The following is a 16,748-nucleotide window of genomic DNA, read 5'->3' on the forward strand; positions in this document are numbered from 1 at the left end:
GCGCTTTCGGGAAAGCATAGACGTGGGAGATGAGCTGCAGAAATATCGCGACATCGCGGATTGTTTTATAAAAATGCACGGAACCCTTGGAACGTGCCTAAACTCCAAACTGCGCGGGTTGGACTAATAACTGGCCCCTAGGGCGCTGCGACGCGCCTGAACCCTTGTCCATTGGTTTGCACACAAAGAGAACAAAGCTATGAAACGGATCCTTCTCGGTACTCTCTTCACCGTCGTCTCCCTCAATGCAATGGCAGAAGCACCAGGTGGCCCGAACTGCGGTTGGGGCAACATGTTGTTCGAAGGCCAGCGCGGCACGCCAGCTCACTTCCTGGCTTCCACCACCAACGGTACTTCGGGTAACGCCACGTTCGGCATGACCTCGGGCACCAACGGCTGTAACACCAACAGCGCCCTGACCTACGGCGGCAAGTCCTGGATTGCCATGAATGGCATGATGAACGAGCTGTCCGAAGACATGGCCAAGGGCAACGGCGAAGCGCTGACCACCTACGCCGTGGTACTGGGCGTGGCACCGGAAGATCGCGAGCACTTCGCGGCCGTGACCCACGAGCACTTCCAGCAAATCTTCAGCAAAGCTGACGTGACCGCTGACGACGTGCACAACAACACCATTGCGGTACTGAAAAGCGATGCCCGTCTGGCGAAATACGCAACCCAGGCTTAAGCTCGATCCGCCCGCGCCTGCTTAAGGCGCGGGTTTTATTTTGGACCCGCCTCCCCTTTGGGTCTCTTTTATATCCGACTTAAGTTGCCCCTATGCTCAAACGCTTTGCCTGGATGGCACTCTTCGCCTGCGCCCCGCTGTATGCGGCCCCGCACCTTGATGATCAACGTTTGCAGCAATTGGCGAATGATCCGTTCTGGCTTTCCCTGGGCCATTACGAAGCCGGCAAGATCAGTGGCTGGCGCAGTTACGTCAGCGACAAACAGTTCTTCCTCGCGGCCGATGGCGCCCACCACCCGGACGCCGAGCTCAAGGCCACCGTTGATGCGCTCTACGCACCGGCCAGCCTGGGTGAAAAACACGCCCAATGCGTTTACCCCGCACGGACCCGCTGGCTCAAGGATCAGTTGCACCTCACTGACCTGCCTGCCGTGGACTGCACAGAATTCAAGCAATGGTTCAAGGACGTCGCCCCCCATAGCGCGGTGATGATCTTCCCGGCGGCCTACCTCAACAGCCCGTCGTCGATGTTCGGCCACACGTTGCTGCGCATCGACCAGGCCGACGTGCAGAGCAACAACACCGCCCTGCTCAGCTACGCGATCAACTTCGGCGCCTACATCGAAGGCTCCGACAACAGCATCCTCTACGCCTGGAAAGGCCTGATGGGCGGTTATCCCGGCCTGTTCGCCCTGGTGCCTTATCAGGAAAAGCTGTCGGAGTACCGCAGCCTTGAGAACCGCGACCTGTGGGAATATCGCCTCAACCTCACTCAAGTCGAGACCGAGCGCATGGTCGAGCACGTGTGGGAGCTCAAACAGATCCAGTTCGATTACTTCTTCTTTGACGAAAACTGCTCCTATCGCCTGCTGGAATTGCTGCAAGTGGCGCGTCCCGGCCTGCGCCTGACCGAACAGTTCCCGCTCACGGCCATCCCGACCGACACGGTCAAGGCCGTGAAAGATGCCGGCCTGGTGGAGAAAATTGACTACCGGCCCTCCCGTGAACGTGAGCTGCTGGAGCGCGCCAAGCCGCTGGACAGTGACGAGCAGCAATGGGTACTGAAGGTCAGCGACGACCAGAAGCAATTGCAAGAGCCAGCCTTCAAGGCCCTGCCCCGCGATCGCCAGGCCCTGATCATCGACGCCGCCTACCGCCTCGGCCGCTACCGCGCCAACGGCCTGGAACGCGACACCGAACGCTCCCAGCGCAGCTTCGAACTATTGCGCGCGATCAACCAGAACCCGGCGCCCGACCTCAAGATCACACCCCCTGGTCTCCCGGAAAACGGCCATGAATCACGCACCTGGCAAGCCGGCATCGGCACCCGTGGCGACAAGGCCTTCGGTGAATACGGCCTGCGCATGGCCTACCACGACCTCAACGACAACGCCGAAGGTTTCCCCCTGGGCGCGCAGATCGAAATCCTGCAGATGAAACTGCGCCAGTACGAAGGCAACCACTGGCAACTGCAGCAGCTGGACCTGGCCACCATCCGCTCCCTGACCCCACGTAACGCCCTGTTGCAGCCGTGGTCATGGCAAGTCACTGGCGGCCTGGAGCGGGTACCGGGCAAGCACGACGACGAAACCCTGGTCGCCCACGTCAACGGCGGCGCTGGCGGCACCTGGCAACTGCGCGACGACATGCTCGGCTTCGCCCTCGGCACCGTGCGCGTGGAGCACAACAATGACTTCAGCGAAGCCATCTCACCTGCCGCAGGCTTCAACACGGGCGTGCTGTGGAAAAACCCGCTGGGCAATCTGAGCCTGGAAGCCAAGGGCGATTTCTTCACCAATGGCGAGGTGCGTCGCAGTATCAGCCTGAACCAGCAGTGGGAATTGTCGCGCAACCTCGGATTACGCCTGAGCGCTCAGCGCGAATACAGCCACCTGTCGACGCCGGTAAATGAAGTGATGCTGGAAGTGAAGTGGTACCACTATTGACCACAGGACCTGTAGGAGCCGGCTTGCTGGCGATCGCATCACCTCAGAGCAACTGATACACCGAGGTGCCTGCATCGCCAGCAAGCCAGCTCCTACACAACAACAGTATTCTCACCTCCCTTTCACACCTCCCCGACAAATCCCCTTCTAGACTCTTCCCTATCAGCCGTGAAACGGCCAGGGAGTACGCCATGTGGCGGTCTGCGGTATTGTTGTGTGCAGTGATGTGGTTGGCCGGCTGCCAATCGACCCATGAAGATTTGCTGGCCAAAGGTTACCCACCGGCCTTTGCCGACGGTTTTGACGATGGTTGCAGCAGCGGTCGCCAGGCGGCTGGCGTTATCAGCGGTGAGTTTCGCAAGAATGTGCCGCGTTATCTGAAAGACCGCGAATACGCTGAAGGCTGGGAAGACGGTTTCCGCCAGTGCAAGGCCATGCGTGAGAACGAAGAGTTGCGTGGCTACAAGGACAACCACTGGGATGACCGCGAGCGCGCCTGGCAACAGGAGAAAAACCGCGACGCCGCCAGGGCCTATCGTTCGCAATAGGTCGTTTCCAGACATCCAGCGAAACTAAAGCGCGGCGAGCATGGCCCAACTCCAGAGAGGGAGAACGTCATGAGTCGAGCTTTTGTAAACGAGGACAACGCTGCCGCCCAGGCTGATCAGCCGGTGGAGCGTCAGGTCAGTGAGCAGCCCAATCGCCTGACTGCGCAAGGTTTGGCGCAATTGCAGGCCAAGGTTGCGCAGTTGCAGCAGGCTTACAGCCTCGAGTCCGCCAAGGGCGATAAACAGCGCCAGGCGGACCTTGAGCGGGATTTGCGCTACTTCAACCAGCGGGTGCAAAGCGCCCAAGTGGTCGCGCCGGCCACCTCCACCGACAAGGTGCAGATCGGCAGTTGGGTGACCTTCGCCAATGAACAGGACGAACAGCAACGCATCCAGTTGGTCGGTGAAGACCAGGCCGATGCGAGCGCAGGCCTGATCAACTGGGGTTCGCCCCTGGGCCGCGCCTTACTGGGCGCCCAGCTCGGCGACGAAGTGCTGTGGCAGCGCCCCGTCGGCGATCAGTTAATCGAAGTGCTGCGTATTGAGCCCGAGGTTTAGACGATGCCTTGGGCCAGCATCGCGTCGGCGACTTTGACGAAGCCGGCGATGTTCGCGCCTTTCACGTAGTTGATCCGGCCGTTTTCTTCGCCGTAATGCACGCAGGCATGGTGGATCGACTGCATGATGTTGTGCAGCTTGCTGTCCACTTCACCGGCGGTCCACAGCAGGCGCATGGCGTTCTGCGACATTTCCAGGCCGCTCACGGCCACGCCGCCAGCGTTAGAAGCTTTACCCGGCGCGAACAGGGTGCCCGCCTCGATAAAGATATCCACAGCCTCGAGCGTGGTCGGCATGTTGGCGCCTTCGGCCACGCAGATGCAGCCATTGCGCAGCAAAGCGCGGGCGGCGTCGGCATCGAGTTCGTTCTGGGTCGCGCAGGGCAAGGCAATGTCGCACGCCAGTTCCCATGGCGTCTGGCCTTTGCGGAATTCCAGGCCGAAACGCTCGGCCAGTTCGCTGATGCGCCCACGCTGGACGTTTTTCAGCTCCAGCAGGGCCGACCATTGCTCTTCGGTCAAACCGCTTTCGGCGTACAGGGTGCCTTCGGAGTCGGACAGGGAAATCACCTTGCCGCCCAGGTCCATGACCTTGCGCGCCGCGTATTGCGCCACGTTGCCGGAGCCGGACACCGCCACGCGCTTGCCCTCAACCCGCTGGTTGTTGCGCTTGAGCATCTCTTCAGCGAAGTACACGCAGCCGAACCCCGTGGCTTCCGGGCGGATCAGGCTGCCGCCGTAGGTCATGCCCTTGCCGGTCAGCACGGAGGTGAACTGGTTGCTCAGGCGCTTGTATTGACCGAACAGGAAGCCGATCTCACGGGCGCCCACGCCGATATCGCCGGCCGGCACGTCCACGTCCGCGCCGATGTGGCGATACAGCTCACTCATGAAGGCCTGGCAGAAGCGCATGACTTCAGCGTCGCTCTTGCCCTTGGGGTCGAAGTCCGAGCCGCCTTTGCCGCCGCCCATGGGCAGCGAGGTCAGGGAATTCTTGAAGGTCTGCTCGAAGGCGAGGAACTTCAACACGCCCAGGTTCACAGATGGATGGAAGCGCAAGCCGCCTTTGTAGGGGCCGATGGCGCTGTTCATCTGGATACGGAAACCGCGATTGACCTGGACCTTGCCGTGATCATCCACCCACGACACCCGGAAGGTAATCGCGCGTTCTGGCTCGCAGATGCGCTCCAGGATGCCCGATGTCAGGTAATGAGGATTGGCTTCCAGAAACGGCCACAGACTGCGTAGGACTTCTTCTACGGCCTGGTGGAATTCCGGCTGGTCCGGGTCGCGTTTCTTGAGGCGGGCAAGGAAGGATTCGACGGATTCGATCATGGAAAGTCTCGGCAAATTTTTAGTTGTTAACGGAGATTGAGCCGGACTTTATCAATTCATTCCGCACTGCGACAGGGCAAAATGTCGCCTTTGTGAATTTAAATGGTGCGTTTTATATAACTGTATCCAGTTTTAGCGGCTTTTATGCACCCTTTCAGGGATTCAAATCAAACCGCACGCACCATCAAATTCCAGGCAAAAAAAAACGGAGCCCGAAGGCTCCGCTCTTTCAAACCACCAACCCGAATCAGGCCAGTTTTTTGTGACGCACACGGTGCGGCTGGGCAGCAGCGTCGCCCAAGCGTTTTTTACGGTCCGCTTCGTACTCGGTGTAGTTACCTTCGAAGAACACCGCCTGGGAGTCGTCTTCGTACGCCAGGATGTGGGTCGCGACGCGGTCAAGGAACCACCGATCGTGAGAGATCACAATGGCAGCGCCCGGGAAGTCCAGCAGGGCTTCTTCCAGGGAACGCAGGGTTTCAACGTCGAGGTCGTTGGACGGTTCGTCGAGCAGCAGGACGTTGCCGCCCTCTTTCAGGGTCAGGGCCAGGTGCAAGCGACCGCGCTCACCACCGGACAGGTCCTTGACGAACTTCTGTTGGTCGCCACCCTTGAAGTTGAAACGGCCGACATAAGTACGCGACGGGATTTCATAGTTGCCGATGCGGATCTGGTCGGAACCGTCGGAAATCTGCTGGAACACGGTCTTGCTGCCATCCAGGTCTTCACGGCTCTGGTCCACACAGGCCAGCTGCACGGTTTCGCCGACTTCGATGGTGCCCGAATCCGGGGTTTCCTTGCCCATCAGCATACGGAACAGCGTGGACTTACCCGCACCGTTACCACCAATAACGCCGACGATCGCGCCTTTTGGCATAGAGAACGACAGGTTGTCGATCAGCACGCGGTCGCCATAACCTTTGGAAACGTTCTTGAACTCGATGACCTTGTCGCCCAGGCGCGGACCGGCCGGGATGTAGATCTCGTTGGTTTCCGAACGCTTCTGGAATTCCTGCGACTGCATTTCTTCAAAGCGTTGCAGACGGGCCTTGGATTTGGACTGGCGGGCCTTGGCGCCTTTGCGCACCCACTCCAGTTCTTCCTTCATGGCTTTTTCATGGGCCGATTGCTGCTTGGATTCGGCGGCCAGACGGTCGGACTTGGCTTCCAGCCAACCGGAGTAGTTACCCTCGTAAGGGATACCCGCGCCACGGTCGAGCTCGAGGATCCAGCCGGCCACGTTGTCCAGGAAGTACCGGTCGTGCGTGATCGCGACCACGGTGCCTGGGAAGTCGTGAAGGAAATGTTCCAGCCAGGCGACGGAATCGGCGTCCAAGTGGTTGGTCGGTTCGTCGAGCAGCAGCATGTCAGGGGCCGACAGCAGCAGGCGGCACAGGGCCACGCGACGCTTTTCACCACCGGACAGGAATTCGACCTTGGCGTCCCACGCTGGCAGGCGCAGTGCGTCGGCGGCGACTTCCAATTGGCGCTCCAGGTTGTGACCGTCGCCGGCTTGCAGGATGGCTTCGAGCTTGGCCTGTTCGGCGGCCAGTTTGTCGAAGTCGGCATCTTCTTCAGCGTAAGCCGCGTAGACCTCGTCCAGGCGCGCCTGGGCGTTCTTGATCACGCTGACGGCTTCTTCAACCACTTCACGCACGGTCTTGGTCGGGTCCAGGATCGGCTCTTGCGGCAGGTAGCCGATGTTCAGTTCTGGCATCGGGCGGGCTTCGCCTTCGAACTCGGTGTCGACGCCGGCCATGATTTTCAACAGGGTGGATTTACCCGAACCGTTGAGGCCGAGTACGCCTATCTTGGCGCCTGGGAAGAAGGACAGCGAAATGTTTTTCAGGATTTCCCGCTTCGGAGGGACAACTTTGCCCAGCCGATGCATGGTGAAGACGTATTGAGCCAAAATGTGGACCTCATAAAAGTAAGAACAGGCCTACGTAGCGTCATGGCGCTGTACATAGTGTTGCGAATCCTCAAGGTTAACCTAAGTGACCGAGCGTATCGAAGCCTATCTGTTAGATTAGCCGGCCAAAACCCTCAGGGGTTCCAGGAGACACCCTTCATGCTTGGCGTCCTATCCGCACTCGGGCTACTGCTATTAATGCCGGGGCCTACCAACACGCTGCTGCTGCGCTCGGGATTACTCACAGGGTTCCGGCGCGCCTGGCCGCTGAGCCTACTGGAGTGCCTGGCCTACCTGACGCAGATCTCGTTCTGGGGCTACTTGCTCAGCCATATCGGCGACAACGCGCCCTGGAGCCTGAAGCTCATGCAGTTTGCTTCGGTCTGCTATTTGATCAGGACTTGCTACCTGCTGTGGCGCCACCCCGACGAAACACTCCACACCGAGGCCGAGGCACGGGTATCCACGCTGAACTTCTTTTTGCTCACGCTGATCAACCCCAAGGGATTACTGATCGTGTCGTTTATCGTCCCGATGCAGACATTTATCGACTTGACCTTGTACGTGCATTTCGTCGCACAGTTCAGCGCCGTGGTGATACCGGTGGGCTGCGTCTGGGTGCTGCTGGGGGCCCGCATCAAACGAGGCGGGTACGCGTGGTTGACGCCGCACACCATCAACCGCACGGCCTCTGTGGTTATCAGCCTGTTCACGCTGGCGATCCTGACCCGGCTGGCGGACAGCCTGATCCACACCGGCGGCGCCCTATAGTGCCCGCCAGGCGGGGCTGGCACTTTGCCACAAGTCAAGGCATGCTAGCCGCCCTCCGGGCGTCCGGCTTATAGTGCACGTCGCGCGCCAGTCCAGCCAAACCGCAGGATCACAGCTTGTCCAAAGTCACGCCGCCAACTCCCCTGCGCGCCGCTCATATAGCGCCGGGAGCGCCCCTGCACGGCACCCTCAAAGGCGCATTGGCGACGCTCGTCCTCATGTTGCTCGCGTTATTGTTCTGGCAACTGCTCGACCAGTTGCAGCAAAACCAGAAGAACCAGCAGCAATACACCATCGACTACAGCGCCGACCTGGCTGAACAGATCAGCCTGAACATGGCCCTCAGCGCGAAAATCGCCCTGAACCTGCTGCCGATGGTCGAGCCGCCGCGTGACAGCGAACAGCAACAGGCGCTGATGCGCACCTTGCAACGCTCGCTACCCGAGCTGCGCAGCGTCGCCCTGCTCGCCCCCAGCGGCGCGATAATCAGTGACAGCGCCACCGACAGCCAGGACGCCGCCTGGTTGGCAGAGCTGGTGCAACGTAGCCACGCGCAGTCCTATTACCTGAGCAACAGCAACGACGGCACCCTCATCTATCTGTTGCTGCACCAGCCCAGCGGCGGCTCGCGGATGTATTGGGCGCTGCGCCTGGCACCCAACTACCTGAGCAACCTCACCCGCCAGGACGGCCAGGGCCAGCGCCCGCTGTGGGTCATCGAGAATCGCATCAACCACCGGGTTGTCAGCCGAGACAGCGGCATGCCGGCGCAATGGGCGTCTGCGCTAACCCCGGACGAGCTGAATAAAAGCGTACTGGTCACCCCTCTAAGCAAAAGCGACTGGCAACTGCGCGGGCTGTTCGACCGTACTGCGGTGCTGGAGCAACTGCTGCCGGCCTTCATCGGCAAATGCCTGCTGGGCCTGGCGTTCTCGCTGATCCCGGTGATCGTGCTGCTGAACATGCGCCGCCGCCAGCGCCAGGTGCATGAAGGCCGCCGGCGCTACCAGGACATTTTCGAAGGCACCGGCGTGGCCCTGTGCGTGCTCGACTTGTCGGGCCTGAATGCGTTCTTCGACAAGACCCGACTGGAGACCCGCGAGCAACTGCACGCCTGGCTGCAGGACAACCCCGACGAACGCCAGCAACTGCTCAAGGAGCTGCGCATCACCGAAGTCAACCAGGTGGCGGTGCGCCTGTTGAACGTGGGTTCCTGTGAAGAAGCCTGGGAGCGTCTGATCGATGACTCCCCGCGCAATGCCACGTCCATCGGCTACCAGATTCTTGAGGCGGTACTGACCCAGCAGAGCCAGTTGGAACTGGAAATCCAGCTCAAGGACGTGGCGGGCAACGAGCAATACCTTTGGCTGGTGATGCGCTTGCCGGAGCAGCAGGACGACTTCAAGGCAGTGATCCTCAGCATCAGCGATATCACCAGCCGCAAGCTGATCGAGCTGTCGCTGGTGGAGCGTGAAAGCTTCTGGTCGGACGTGGTACGCACCGTGCCTGACCACTTGTATGTGCAGGACGTGATCAGCCAGCGCATGATTTTCAGCAATCACCATCTGGGCCACACCCTCGGCTACAACAAAGCCGAACTGCAGCAAATGGGCGAGTACTTCTGGGAAATCCTACTGCACCCCGAAGACGCCGAGCATTACCACGATTTGCGCCAGCAGCAGCGCCAGATCGGCTACGCCACCCAATTGCAATGCCAATTGCGCTTCCGCCACCGCAACAACCAATGGCGGCGCTTTGACATCCGCGAGCAGGCCCTGGCCCGCGACAAGACGGCGCAGATCACCCGCATCATTGGGGTAGCCAAGGACATCACCGACCAGATCGAGGCCAGCGAATCCCTGCGTGACAGCGAACAGCGCTACCGCATGCTGGCCGAAAGCATCAGCGACGTGATCTGCTCCACCGACAGCCAGTTGGCCCTCAACTACGTCAGCCCCTCGGTCAATGCCGTACTCGGTTATGACGTGGACTGGGTGTTCAAAAATGGCTGGCAGTCGATCATCGCCAACCCGCAGCAGCTGACCGGCATTTACAGCCTGATGGAACAAGTCAGCCGCGCGCTGGGCAACATCGAGGCACTGAACACGCTGCGCGACGAGGTGCAGACCCAACTGTTCCTGTTCGACTGCCTGCGCGCAGATGGTCGCAAAGTGCCGATCGAGCTGCGCCTGGTGTTGGTATGGGACGAACACGGCGCCTTCGAGGGCGTCCTCGGCGTGGGCCGCGACATCAGCCAGCAACGCCGCGCCGAAAAAGACCTGCGCATGGCGGCCACGGTATTCGAGCACTCCACCTCGGCGATTCTGATCACCGACCCCGCCGGTTATATCGTGCAGGCCAACGAGGCGTTCAGCCGGGTCAGCGGCTATGCGGTCAGCGATGTGCTCGACCAGTTGCCGAATATGCTCACCGTCGACGAACAGCAGGAAGCCCACCTGCGCTACGTACTCAAGCAGTTGCACCAGCACAGCACTTGGGAAGGCGAAGTGTGGCTCAAGCGGCGCAACGGCGAGCATTACCCGGCGTGGGTCGGCATTACCGCCGTGTTCGACGATGAAGGCGACCTGGCCAGCTACGTGTGTTTCTTCAGTGACATCAGCGAGCGCAAGGCCAGCGAGCAGCGCATCCACCGCCTGGCCTACTACGACGCCCTGACCCACCTGCCCAACCGTACGCTGTTCCAGGACCGCCTGCATACCGCGTTGCAGTCGGCAGAACGGCAGAAGTCGTGGGTGGTGCTGATGTTCCTCGACCTCGACCGCTTCAAACCGATCAACGACTCCCTGGGCCACGCCGCCGGCGACCGCATGCTCAAGGAAATGGCCACGCGCCTGCTGGGTTGCGTGGCCGAAGACGACACCGTGGCGCGCATGGGCGGCGACGAGTTCACGCTGCTGCTGCAACCGCGGATCAGCCGCGAAATGGCGTTGAACCGTGCGATTCATGTGGCCGAGCAGATCCTTGCCAGCCTAGTGAAGCCGTTCGTGCTGGAAGGCCGCGAGTTTTTTGTCACCGCCAGTATCGGCATCGCCCTGAGCCCTCAGGACGGCAACGAGCTGAGTCAGTTGATGAAAAACGCCGACACCGCGATGTATCACGCCAAGGAACGCGGCAAGAACAACTTCCAGTTCTACCAGGCCGACATGAACGCCAGCGCCCTGGAACGCCTGGAGCTGGAAAGCGACCTGCGCCACGCCCTGGACCAGAACGAATTCGTGCTCTATTACCAGCCGCAGTTCAGCGGCGACGGCAAACGCCTGACCGGTGCCGAAGCCCTGCTGCGCTGGCGTCACCCGCGTCGTGGCCTGGTGCCGCCGGGGGACTTCATCCCGGTACTGGAAGAGTTGGGCCTAGTGGTGGACGTGGGCGACTGGGTGATCAGCGAAGCCTGCCGACAGCTCAAGACCTGGCACCAGAACAAGGTGCGTGTGCCGAAAGTCTCGGTGAACATCTCGGCGCGGCAATTCTCCGACGGCCAGTTGGGCACCCGTATCGCCACCATCCTCAAGGACACCGGGCTGCCGCCGGCATGCCTGGAGCTTGAGCTGACCGAAAGTATCCTGATGCGGGAAGTCAACGAGGCCATGCAGATCCTCGACAGCCTGAAAAACCTGGGCCTGAGCATTGCGGTCGACGACTTCGGCACGGGCTATTCGTCGCTCAACTACCTCAAGCAATTCCCCATCGATGTGTTGAAGATCGACCGCACCTTCGTGGATGGCCTGCCATCAGGCGAGCAAGACGCGCAGATCGCCCGCGCCATTATCGCCATGGCCCATAGCCTGAACCTGGCGGTAATCGCCGAGGGTGTGGAAACCCATGAGCAGTTGGACTTCCTGCGTGAGCATGGGTGTGACGAGGTGCAGGGTTACCTGTTCGGGCGGCCGATGCCGGCGAACCGGTTCGAGGCGCAGTTCAGCAATGATGCGCTGTTCATGTTCGACTGAAACCCTGTGGTGAGGCCACTGGCCTCATCGCCGCCTATCCCCAGATGAGCCCCGCTTATCCGCGACATGATGTCCTTTCATATGCCATCTAAAACCCATTGGGTTAGAATGCCTTCCTTTTCAGCCCCCGATCCTTGAGGACCGCCATGTTCAGCCGTGATTTGACTATTGCCAAGTACGACGCCGATCTCTTCGCCGCCATGGAGCAAGAAGCCGTGCGCCAGGAAGAGCACATTGAGCTGATCGCTTCGGAAAACTACACCAGCCCTGCGGTGATGGAGGCTCAAGGTTCGGTTCTGACCAACAAGTACGCCGAAGGTTACCCAGGCAAGCGCTACTACGGTGGTTGCGAGTACGTCGACGTGGTTGAGCAGCTGGCCATCGACCGTGCAAAAGAACTGTTCGGCGCCGACTACGCCAACGTCCAGCCGCACGCCGGTTCCCAAGCCAACAGCGCCGTTTACCTGGCCCTGCTGCAAGGCGGCGACACCATCCTGGGCATGAGCCTGGCCCACGGCGGTCACCTGACCCACGGCGCCAGCGTTTCGTCCTCCGGCAAGCTGTACAACGCCGTTCAGTACGGTATCGATGCCAACGGCCTGATCGACTACGACGAAGTCGAGCGCCTGGCAGTTGAACACAAGCCAAAAATGATCGTGGCCGGTTTCTCTGCCTACTCGCAGATCCTGGACTTCCCACGTTTCCGCGCTATCGCCGACAAGGTTGGTGCGTACCTGTTCGTCGACATGGCCCACGTGGCCGGTCTGGTCGCCGCTGGCGTCTACCCGAACCCGGTTCCTTACGCTGACGTCGTGACCACCACTACCCACAAGACCCTGCGCGGTCCACGTGGCGGCCTGATCCTGGCTCGCGCCAACGCCGACATCGAGAAGAAGCTGAACTCCGCTGTATTCCCAGGCGCCCAAGGCGGCCCGCTGGAGCACGTGATCGCCGCCAAAGCGATCTGCTTCAAGGAAGCCCTGCAGCCTGAGTTCAAGACCTACCAGCAACAAGTGGTCAAGAACGCCCAGGCCATGGCCAGCGTGTTCATCGAGCGCGGCTTCGACGTAGTCTCCGGCGGTACCGAGAACCACCTGTTCCTGCTGTCCCTGATCAAGCAGGACATTTCCGGTAAAGATGCTGATGCTGCCTTGGGCAAAGCCTTCATCACCGTAAACAAGAACTCCGTGCCGAACGACCCACGTTCGCCGTTCGTCACCTCCGGCCTGCGCTTCGGTACTCCGGCTGTGACCACGCGTGGCTTCAAGGAAGCAGAGTGCAAGGAACTGGCTGGCTGGATCTGCGACATCCTGGCTGACCTGAACAACGAAGCCGTGATCGACGCGGTGCGTGAGAAGGTCAAGGCCATCTGCAAGAAGCTGCCGGTGTACGGCGCTTGATTGCAGTTGCTTGAATGAAAAAGCCCGGCTCAAGAGCCGGGCTTTTTTATGGGCAAAATTTGAGTTGAAATGCAATCAATGTGGGAGCTGGCTTGCTCGCGAAAGCAGTGGTTCAGTCAGCACATGTATCCACTGAAAGACCGCTTTCGCGAGCAAGCCAGCTCCCACATTTTTTGATCGTATTTCAATTCAGGATTGGTAAACCCGTGCAAATCCTTCGCGGATTTTGTCTTCCGGTAACTCATCGGCAATAAACACAATCACACTCTCGCGCGCCTCGCCCTCTTCCCACTCCGTGTCCCAATCAAAGCCGTAGAGCTTGAGCACACCCTGGAACACCATGCGCCGGTCTTCACCGGCAATATTCAGCACGCCCTTGTAACGCAACAGCTGCTTGCCGTGGTCCTCCAGCAGTTCATTCATGAACTCGCTGAGGCGATCGATATCCAGCGGCTGGTCGGTGCGCAGCACCAGGCTGGAGATACGGTCGATGGACGGCGCAGCGCGCACCGGGCGCAGGCTCATGCCAGCGTTGAGGTTGAAGCCGCGCACATCGAGCAGTTCAGCCAGGTCGATGTTGCCATGGTCCACCACACGGATCGGCGCACGGCGGTTGATGCGGGTAAGGCGTTCACTGAGTGCATCGAAGGTGGCGTCATCCACCAGGTCGCGCTTGCTCACCAGCAGGCGGTCGGCAAAGCCGATCTGGGCCTGGGCGATGGTCTGGGTCAGGTGGTGCTCGGCGTGGGCGGCGTCCACCAGGGTGATGATGCCGTCGAGGATGTAGCGCTCGCGCAGGTCCTCGTCGATGAAAAAAGTCTGGGCCACAGGGGCCGGGTCGGCCAGGCCGGTGCACTCGATCACCAGGCGGTCGAAGGCGATCTCGCCGCTGTCCAGGCGTTCGAGTAGCAGATACAGGGCTTTGGTCAGGTCGGTGTGGATGGTGCAACACACGCAGCCGTTGGACAGGGTCATGACTTGCACCGGCTCGGCGCCCAGCAGTTGGGTGTCGATACCAGCGTCACTGAATTCGTTTTCGATCACGGCGATTTTAAGGCCGTGCTCGGCTTTGAGCAGATGGCGTAGCAAGGTGGTCTTGCCGGCGCCGAGGAAGCCGCTGAGGACGGTGACCGGAATGGGAGAGGACAAAAGCAGTTCTCCTTATAACTGAAGGAACACAAACAAATGTGGGAGCGGGCTTGCTCGCGAATACGGTGTATCAGTCAGCACATACATCAACTGACAAACCGCCTTCGCGAGCAAGCCCGCTCCCACAAGGGATCGCCGCCACCCGAACTACCGGGTCAGCAGCACTTGGGCCCACCCTTGCCGCCGTAACGGGCTTCCTGGCGTTCCCGGAAGAACGCCTTGTAGTCCATCACCGGCTTGTCCGGGTGTTTGGTTTGCATATGCTCGACGTACGTATCGTAGTCGGGCATGCCGACCATCAGGCGCGCGGCCTGACCGAGGTATTTACCGAGGCGATTGATGTCATTGAACATGGTTGCAATCCTCGATCACGCGTCCGGAACAGCCTGGAACGGGGCTTCTTTATCCGTGCGTTCTTTGTTGCCCCAGGCGGCGACGCCGACCTTGAGCGCATAGAACAGGATGCTGAAGACCACGAACAGGAACAGCGCCGTCAGCGTTGCGTTGGTGTAGGCGTTCCAGATCACGTGCTGCATCTGGTCGATGCTCTTCGCCGGGGCAAGAATCTGGCCGTTGGCCAATGCGTCGCTGTATTTCTTCGCCAGCGACAGGAAGCCGATCGCCGGGTTGGCGTCGAACAGCTTGATGAAGCCTGCAGTGGTGGTGCAGATCAGCAGCCAGACAGCCGGCAGCATGGTCACCCAGATGTAGCGTTGGCGTTTCATTTTGATCAGCACAACGGTGGCCAGCATCAGCGCGATACCTGCCAGCATTTGGTTGGAGATACCGAACAGAGGCCACAAGGTGTTGATGCCGCCCAGTGGGTCGATCACGCCCTGGTACAGCAGGTAACCCCACATCGCCACGCAACCCGCGGTCGCGATCAGGTTGGCGGTCCACGACTCGGTGCGTTTCAGCGCCGGCACGAAGGAACCCAGCAGGTCTTGCAGCATGAAGCGACCGGCACGGGTGCCCGCGTCCACGGCTGTGAGGATGAACAGCGCTTCGAACAGGATCGCAAAGTGGTACCAGAACGCCATGGTGTTTTCACCCGGCAGCACACTGTGCAGGATCTGCGCGATACCAACCGCCAGGGTCGGTGCACCGCCGGCACGCGCCAGGATGGTGGTTTCACCGATGTCGTGGGCGACCGCCGTCAGTGCTTCCGGGGTAATGGCAAAGCCCCAGCTGCTGACAGTTTGCGCCACCGTCACCACATCACTGCCCACCACGGCAGCCGGGCTGTTCATGGCGAAGTACACGCCAGGCTCGATCACCGAAGCGGCAACCATGGCCATGATGGCCACGAACGACTCCATCAACATGCCGCCGTAACCGATGTAGCGCGCGTTGGTTTCGTTATCCAACAGTTTCGGCGTAGTGCCCGAGGAGATCAGCGCGTGGAAACCCGAGACCGCACCACAGGCAATGGTGATGAACAGGAACGGGAACAGGCCGCCCTTCCACACCGGGCCGGTGCCGTCGATGAACTGGGTCAGGGCCGGCATTTTCAGCTCTGGCATGGTGACCAGGATGCCAATCGCCAGGGCGATGATGGTGCCGATTTTGAGGAAGGTGGAGAGGTAATCACGCGGCGCCAGGATCAGCCATACCGGCAGCACTGCGGCGACGAAACCGTAGCCGATCAGCATCCAGGTAATTTGAATGCCGGTGAAGGTGAAGGCCTTGGCCCAGACCGGGTCAGCGGCAATCTGCCCGCCCAGCCAGATCGAACCGAGCAGCAACAGCACGCCGATGATCGAGATTTCACCAATGCGACCCGGGCGGATGTAGCGCATGTAAATGCCCATGAACATCGCGATCGGGATGGTCGCCATCACCGTGAAGATCCCCCATGGGCTCTCGGCCAGGGCCTTGACCACGATCAGCGCCAACACCGCGAGGATGATGATCATGATCAGGAAGCAGCCGAACAGCGCGATGGTCCCCGGAATGCGGCCCATCTCTTCGCGAACCATGTCCCCCAGGGAACGGCCGTTGCGACGAGTGGACAGGAACAAGACCATGAAGTCCTGCACCGCACCGGCCAGCACCACGCCGGCAATCAGCCAGAGCGTGCCGGGCAGGTAGCCCATTTGCGCCGCCAGCACCGGGCCGACCAGCGGACCTGCACCGGCAATCGCCGCAAAGTGGTGACCGAACAGGATGTGTTTGTTGGTCGGCACATAGTCCAGACCGTCATTGTTGAGCACTGCGGGGGTGGCCCGCCGTGGATCGAGTTGCATCACGTTGTTAGCGATGAACAGACTGTAGTAACGGTACGCAACCAGGTAGATGGCCACAGCAGCGACCACAATCCACAAGGCATTGATCGCCTCGCCGCGGCGCAAGGCCACTACGCCTAGGGCGCACGCTCCTACGATTGCCAGCACCAGCCAGGGTAGGTGGCGTAGCAGGCTATTATTATTTTTCATTTTTATATTCCAGCCAGGGTGGACAGAAAGGACAGCCAT

At 60.4% G+C, this 16,748-nt stretch carries 12 protein-coding genes; 7 read left to right on the forward strand and 5 right to left on the reverse strand.

Annotation, left to right across the window (positions count from 1 at the left end):
- Window positions 1-199 precede the first annotated feature (199 nt).
- The 4 genes from RB216_RS25260 (at window position 200) to RB216_RS25275 (ending at window position 3,740) form a co-directional block, all read left to right on the forward strand.
- Window positions 200-688: a DUF3015 domain-containing protein gene (locus tag RB216_RS25260; protein ID WP_016976782.1), complete on the forward strand. Its 489-nt coding sequence runs from the start codon at window positions 200-202 to the stop codon at window positions 686-688.
- Between the two features lie 92 nt (window positions 689-780).
- Window positions 781-2,634: an Lnb N-terminal periplasmic domain-containing protein gene (locus RB216_RS25265; protein ID WP_122683622.1), complete on the forward strand. Its 1,854-nt coding sequence runs from the start codon at window positions 781-783 to the stop codon at window positions 2,632-2,634.
- A gap of 191 nt (window positions 2,635-2,825) precedes the next feature.
- Window positions 2,826-3,182 carry a hypothetical protein gene (locus RB216_RS25270; protein WP_308908020.1) on the forward strand — a complete coding sequence of 119 codons (357 nt, stop codon included), beginning with the start codon at window positions 2,826-2,828 and terminating at the stop codon, window positions 3,180-3,182.
- Between the two features lie 69 nt (window positions 3,183-3,251).
- Window positions 3,252-3,740 carry a GreA/GreB family elongation factor gene (locus RB216_RS25275; protein WP_308908021.1) on the forward strand — a complete coding sequence of 163 codons (489 nt, stop codon included), beginning with the start codon at window positions 3,252-3,254 and terminating at the stop codon, window positions 3,738-3,740.
- Here the strand turns inward: RB216_RS25275 and gdhA are convergent.
- Window positions 3,737-5,074 carry an NADP-specific glutamate dehydrogenase gene (gene gdhA / locus RB216_RS25280; RefSeq protein WP_068937628.1) on the reverse strand — a complete coding sequence of 446 codons (1,338 nt, stop codon included), beginning with the start codon at window positions 5,072-5,074 and terminating at the stop codon, window positions 3,737-3,739. The genes RB216_RS25275 and gdhA overlap by 4 nt on opposite strands.
- A 247-nt stretch (window positions 5,075-5,321) precedes the next feature.
- The gene (gene ettA, locus RB216_RS25285; protein ID WP_028618004.1) at window positions 5,322-6,986 is read right to left on the reverse strand and encodes an energy-dependent translational throttle protein EttA; all 1,665 of its coding nucleotides are present in this window, start codon (window positions 6,984-6,986) and stop codon (window positions 5,322-5,324) included.
- 159 nt (window positions 6,987-7,145) lie between these two features.
- Here ettA and RB216_RS25290 point away from each other — a divergent pair, with 159 nt between their 5' ends.
- The 3 genes from RB216_RS25290 (at window position 7,146) to glyA (ending at window position 13,125) form a co-directional block, all read left to right on the forward strand.
- Window positions 7,146-7,757: a LysE family translocator gene (locus RB216_RS25290; protein WP_122683620.1), complete on the forward strand. Its 612-nt coding sequence runs from the start codon at window positions 7,146-7,148 to the stop codon at window positions 7,755-7,757.
- A 116-nt stretch (window positions 7,758-7,873) separates the two neighbouring features.
- The gene (locus tag RB216_RS25295; RefSeq protein WP_068937627.1) at window positions 7,874-11,725 is read left to right on the forward strand and encodes a bifunctional diguanylate cyclase/phosphodiesterase; all 3,852 of its coding nucleotides are present in this window, start codon (window positions 7,874-7,876) and stop codon (window positions 11,723-11,725) included.
- Window positions 11,726-11,871: 146 nt separating this feature from the next.
- Window positions 11,872-13,125, forward strand: coding sequence for a serine hydroxymethyltransferase (glyA, locus tag RB216_RS25300; RefSeq protein ID WP_028618007.1), 1,254 nt, complete (start codon window positions 11,872-11,874; stop codon window positions 13,123-13,125).
- 189 nt (window positions 13,126-13,314) lie between these two features.
- Here glyA and yjiA read toward each other — a convergent pair whose 3' ends face one another.
- From yjiA to RB216_RS25315, 3 genes are all read right to left on the reverse strand, one after another.
- Window positions 13,315-14,274 (reverse strand): GTPase, encoded by a 960-nt coding sequence (gene yjiA, locus RB216_RS25305; RefSeq protein ID WP_028618008.1) that lies wholly within the window; start codon window positions 14,272-14,274, stop codon window positions 13,315-13,317.
- 155 nt (window positions 14,275-14,429) lie between these two features.
- Window positions 14,430-14,627, reverse strand: coding sequence for a YbdD/YjiX family protein (locus tag RB216_RS25310; RefSeq protein ID WP_016976771.1), 198 nt, complete (start codon window positions 14,625-14,627; stop codon window positions 14,430-14,432).
- 15 nt (window positions 14,628-14,642) lie between these two features.
- Window positions 14,643-16,709, reverse strand: a complete 2,067-nt coding sequence (locus RB216_RS25315; protein WP_028618009.1) for a carbon starvation CstA family protein — start codon at window positions 16,707-16,709, stop codon at window positions 14,643-14,645.
- Window positions 16,710-16,748: the final 39 nt, after the last annotated feature.

The sequence above is a fragment of the Pseudomonas canadensis genome (assembly GCF_030980095.1).
Lineage (GTDB): Bacteria > Pseudomonadota > Gammaproteobacteria > Pseudomonadales > Pseudomonadaceae > Aquipseudomonas > Aquipseudomonas canadensis.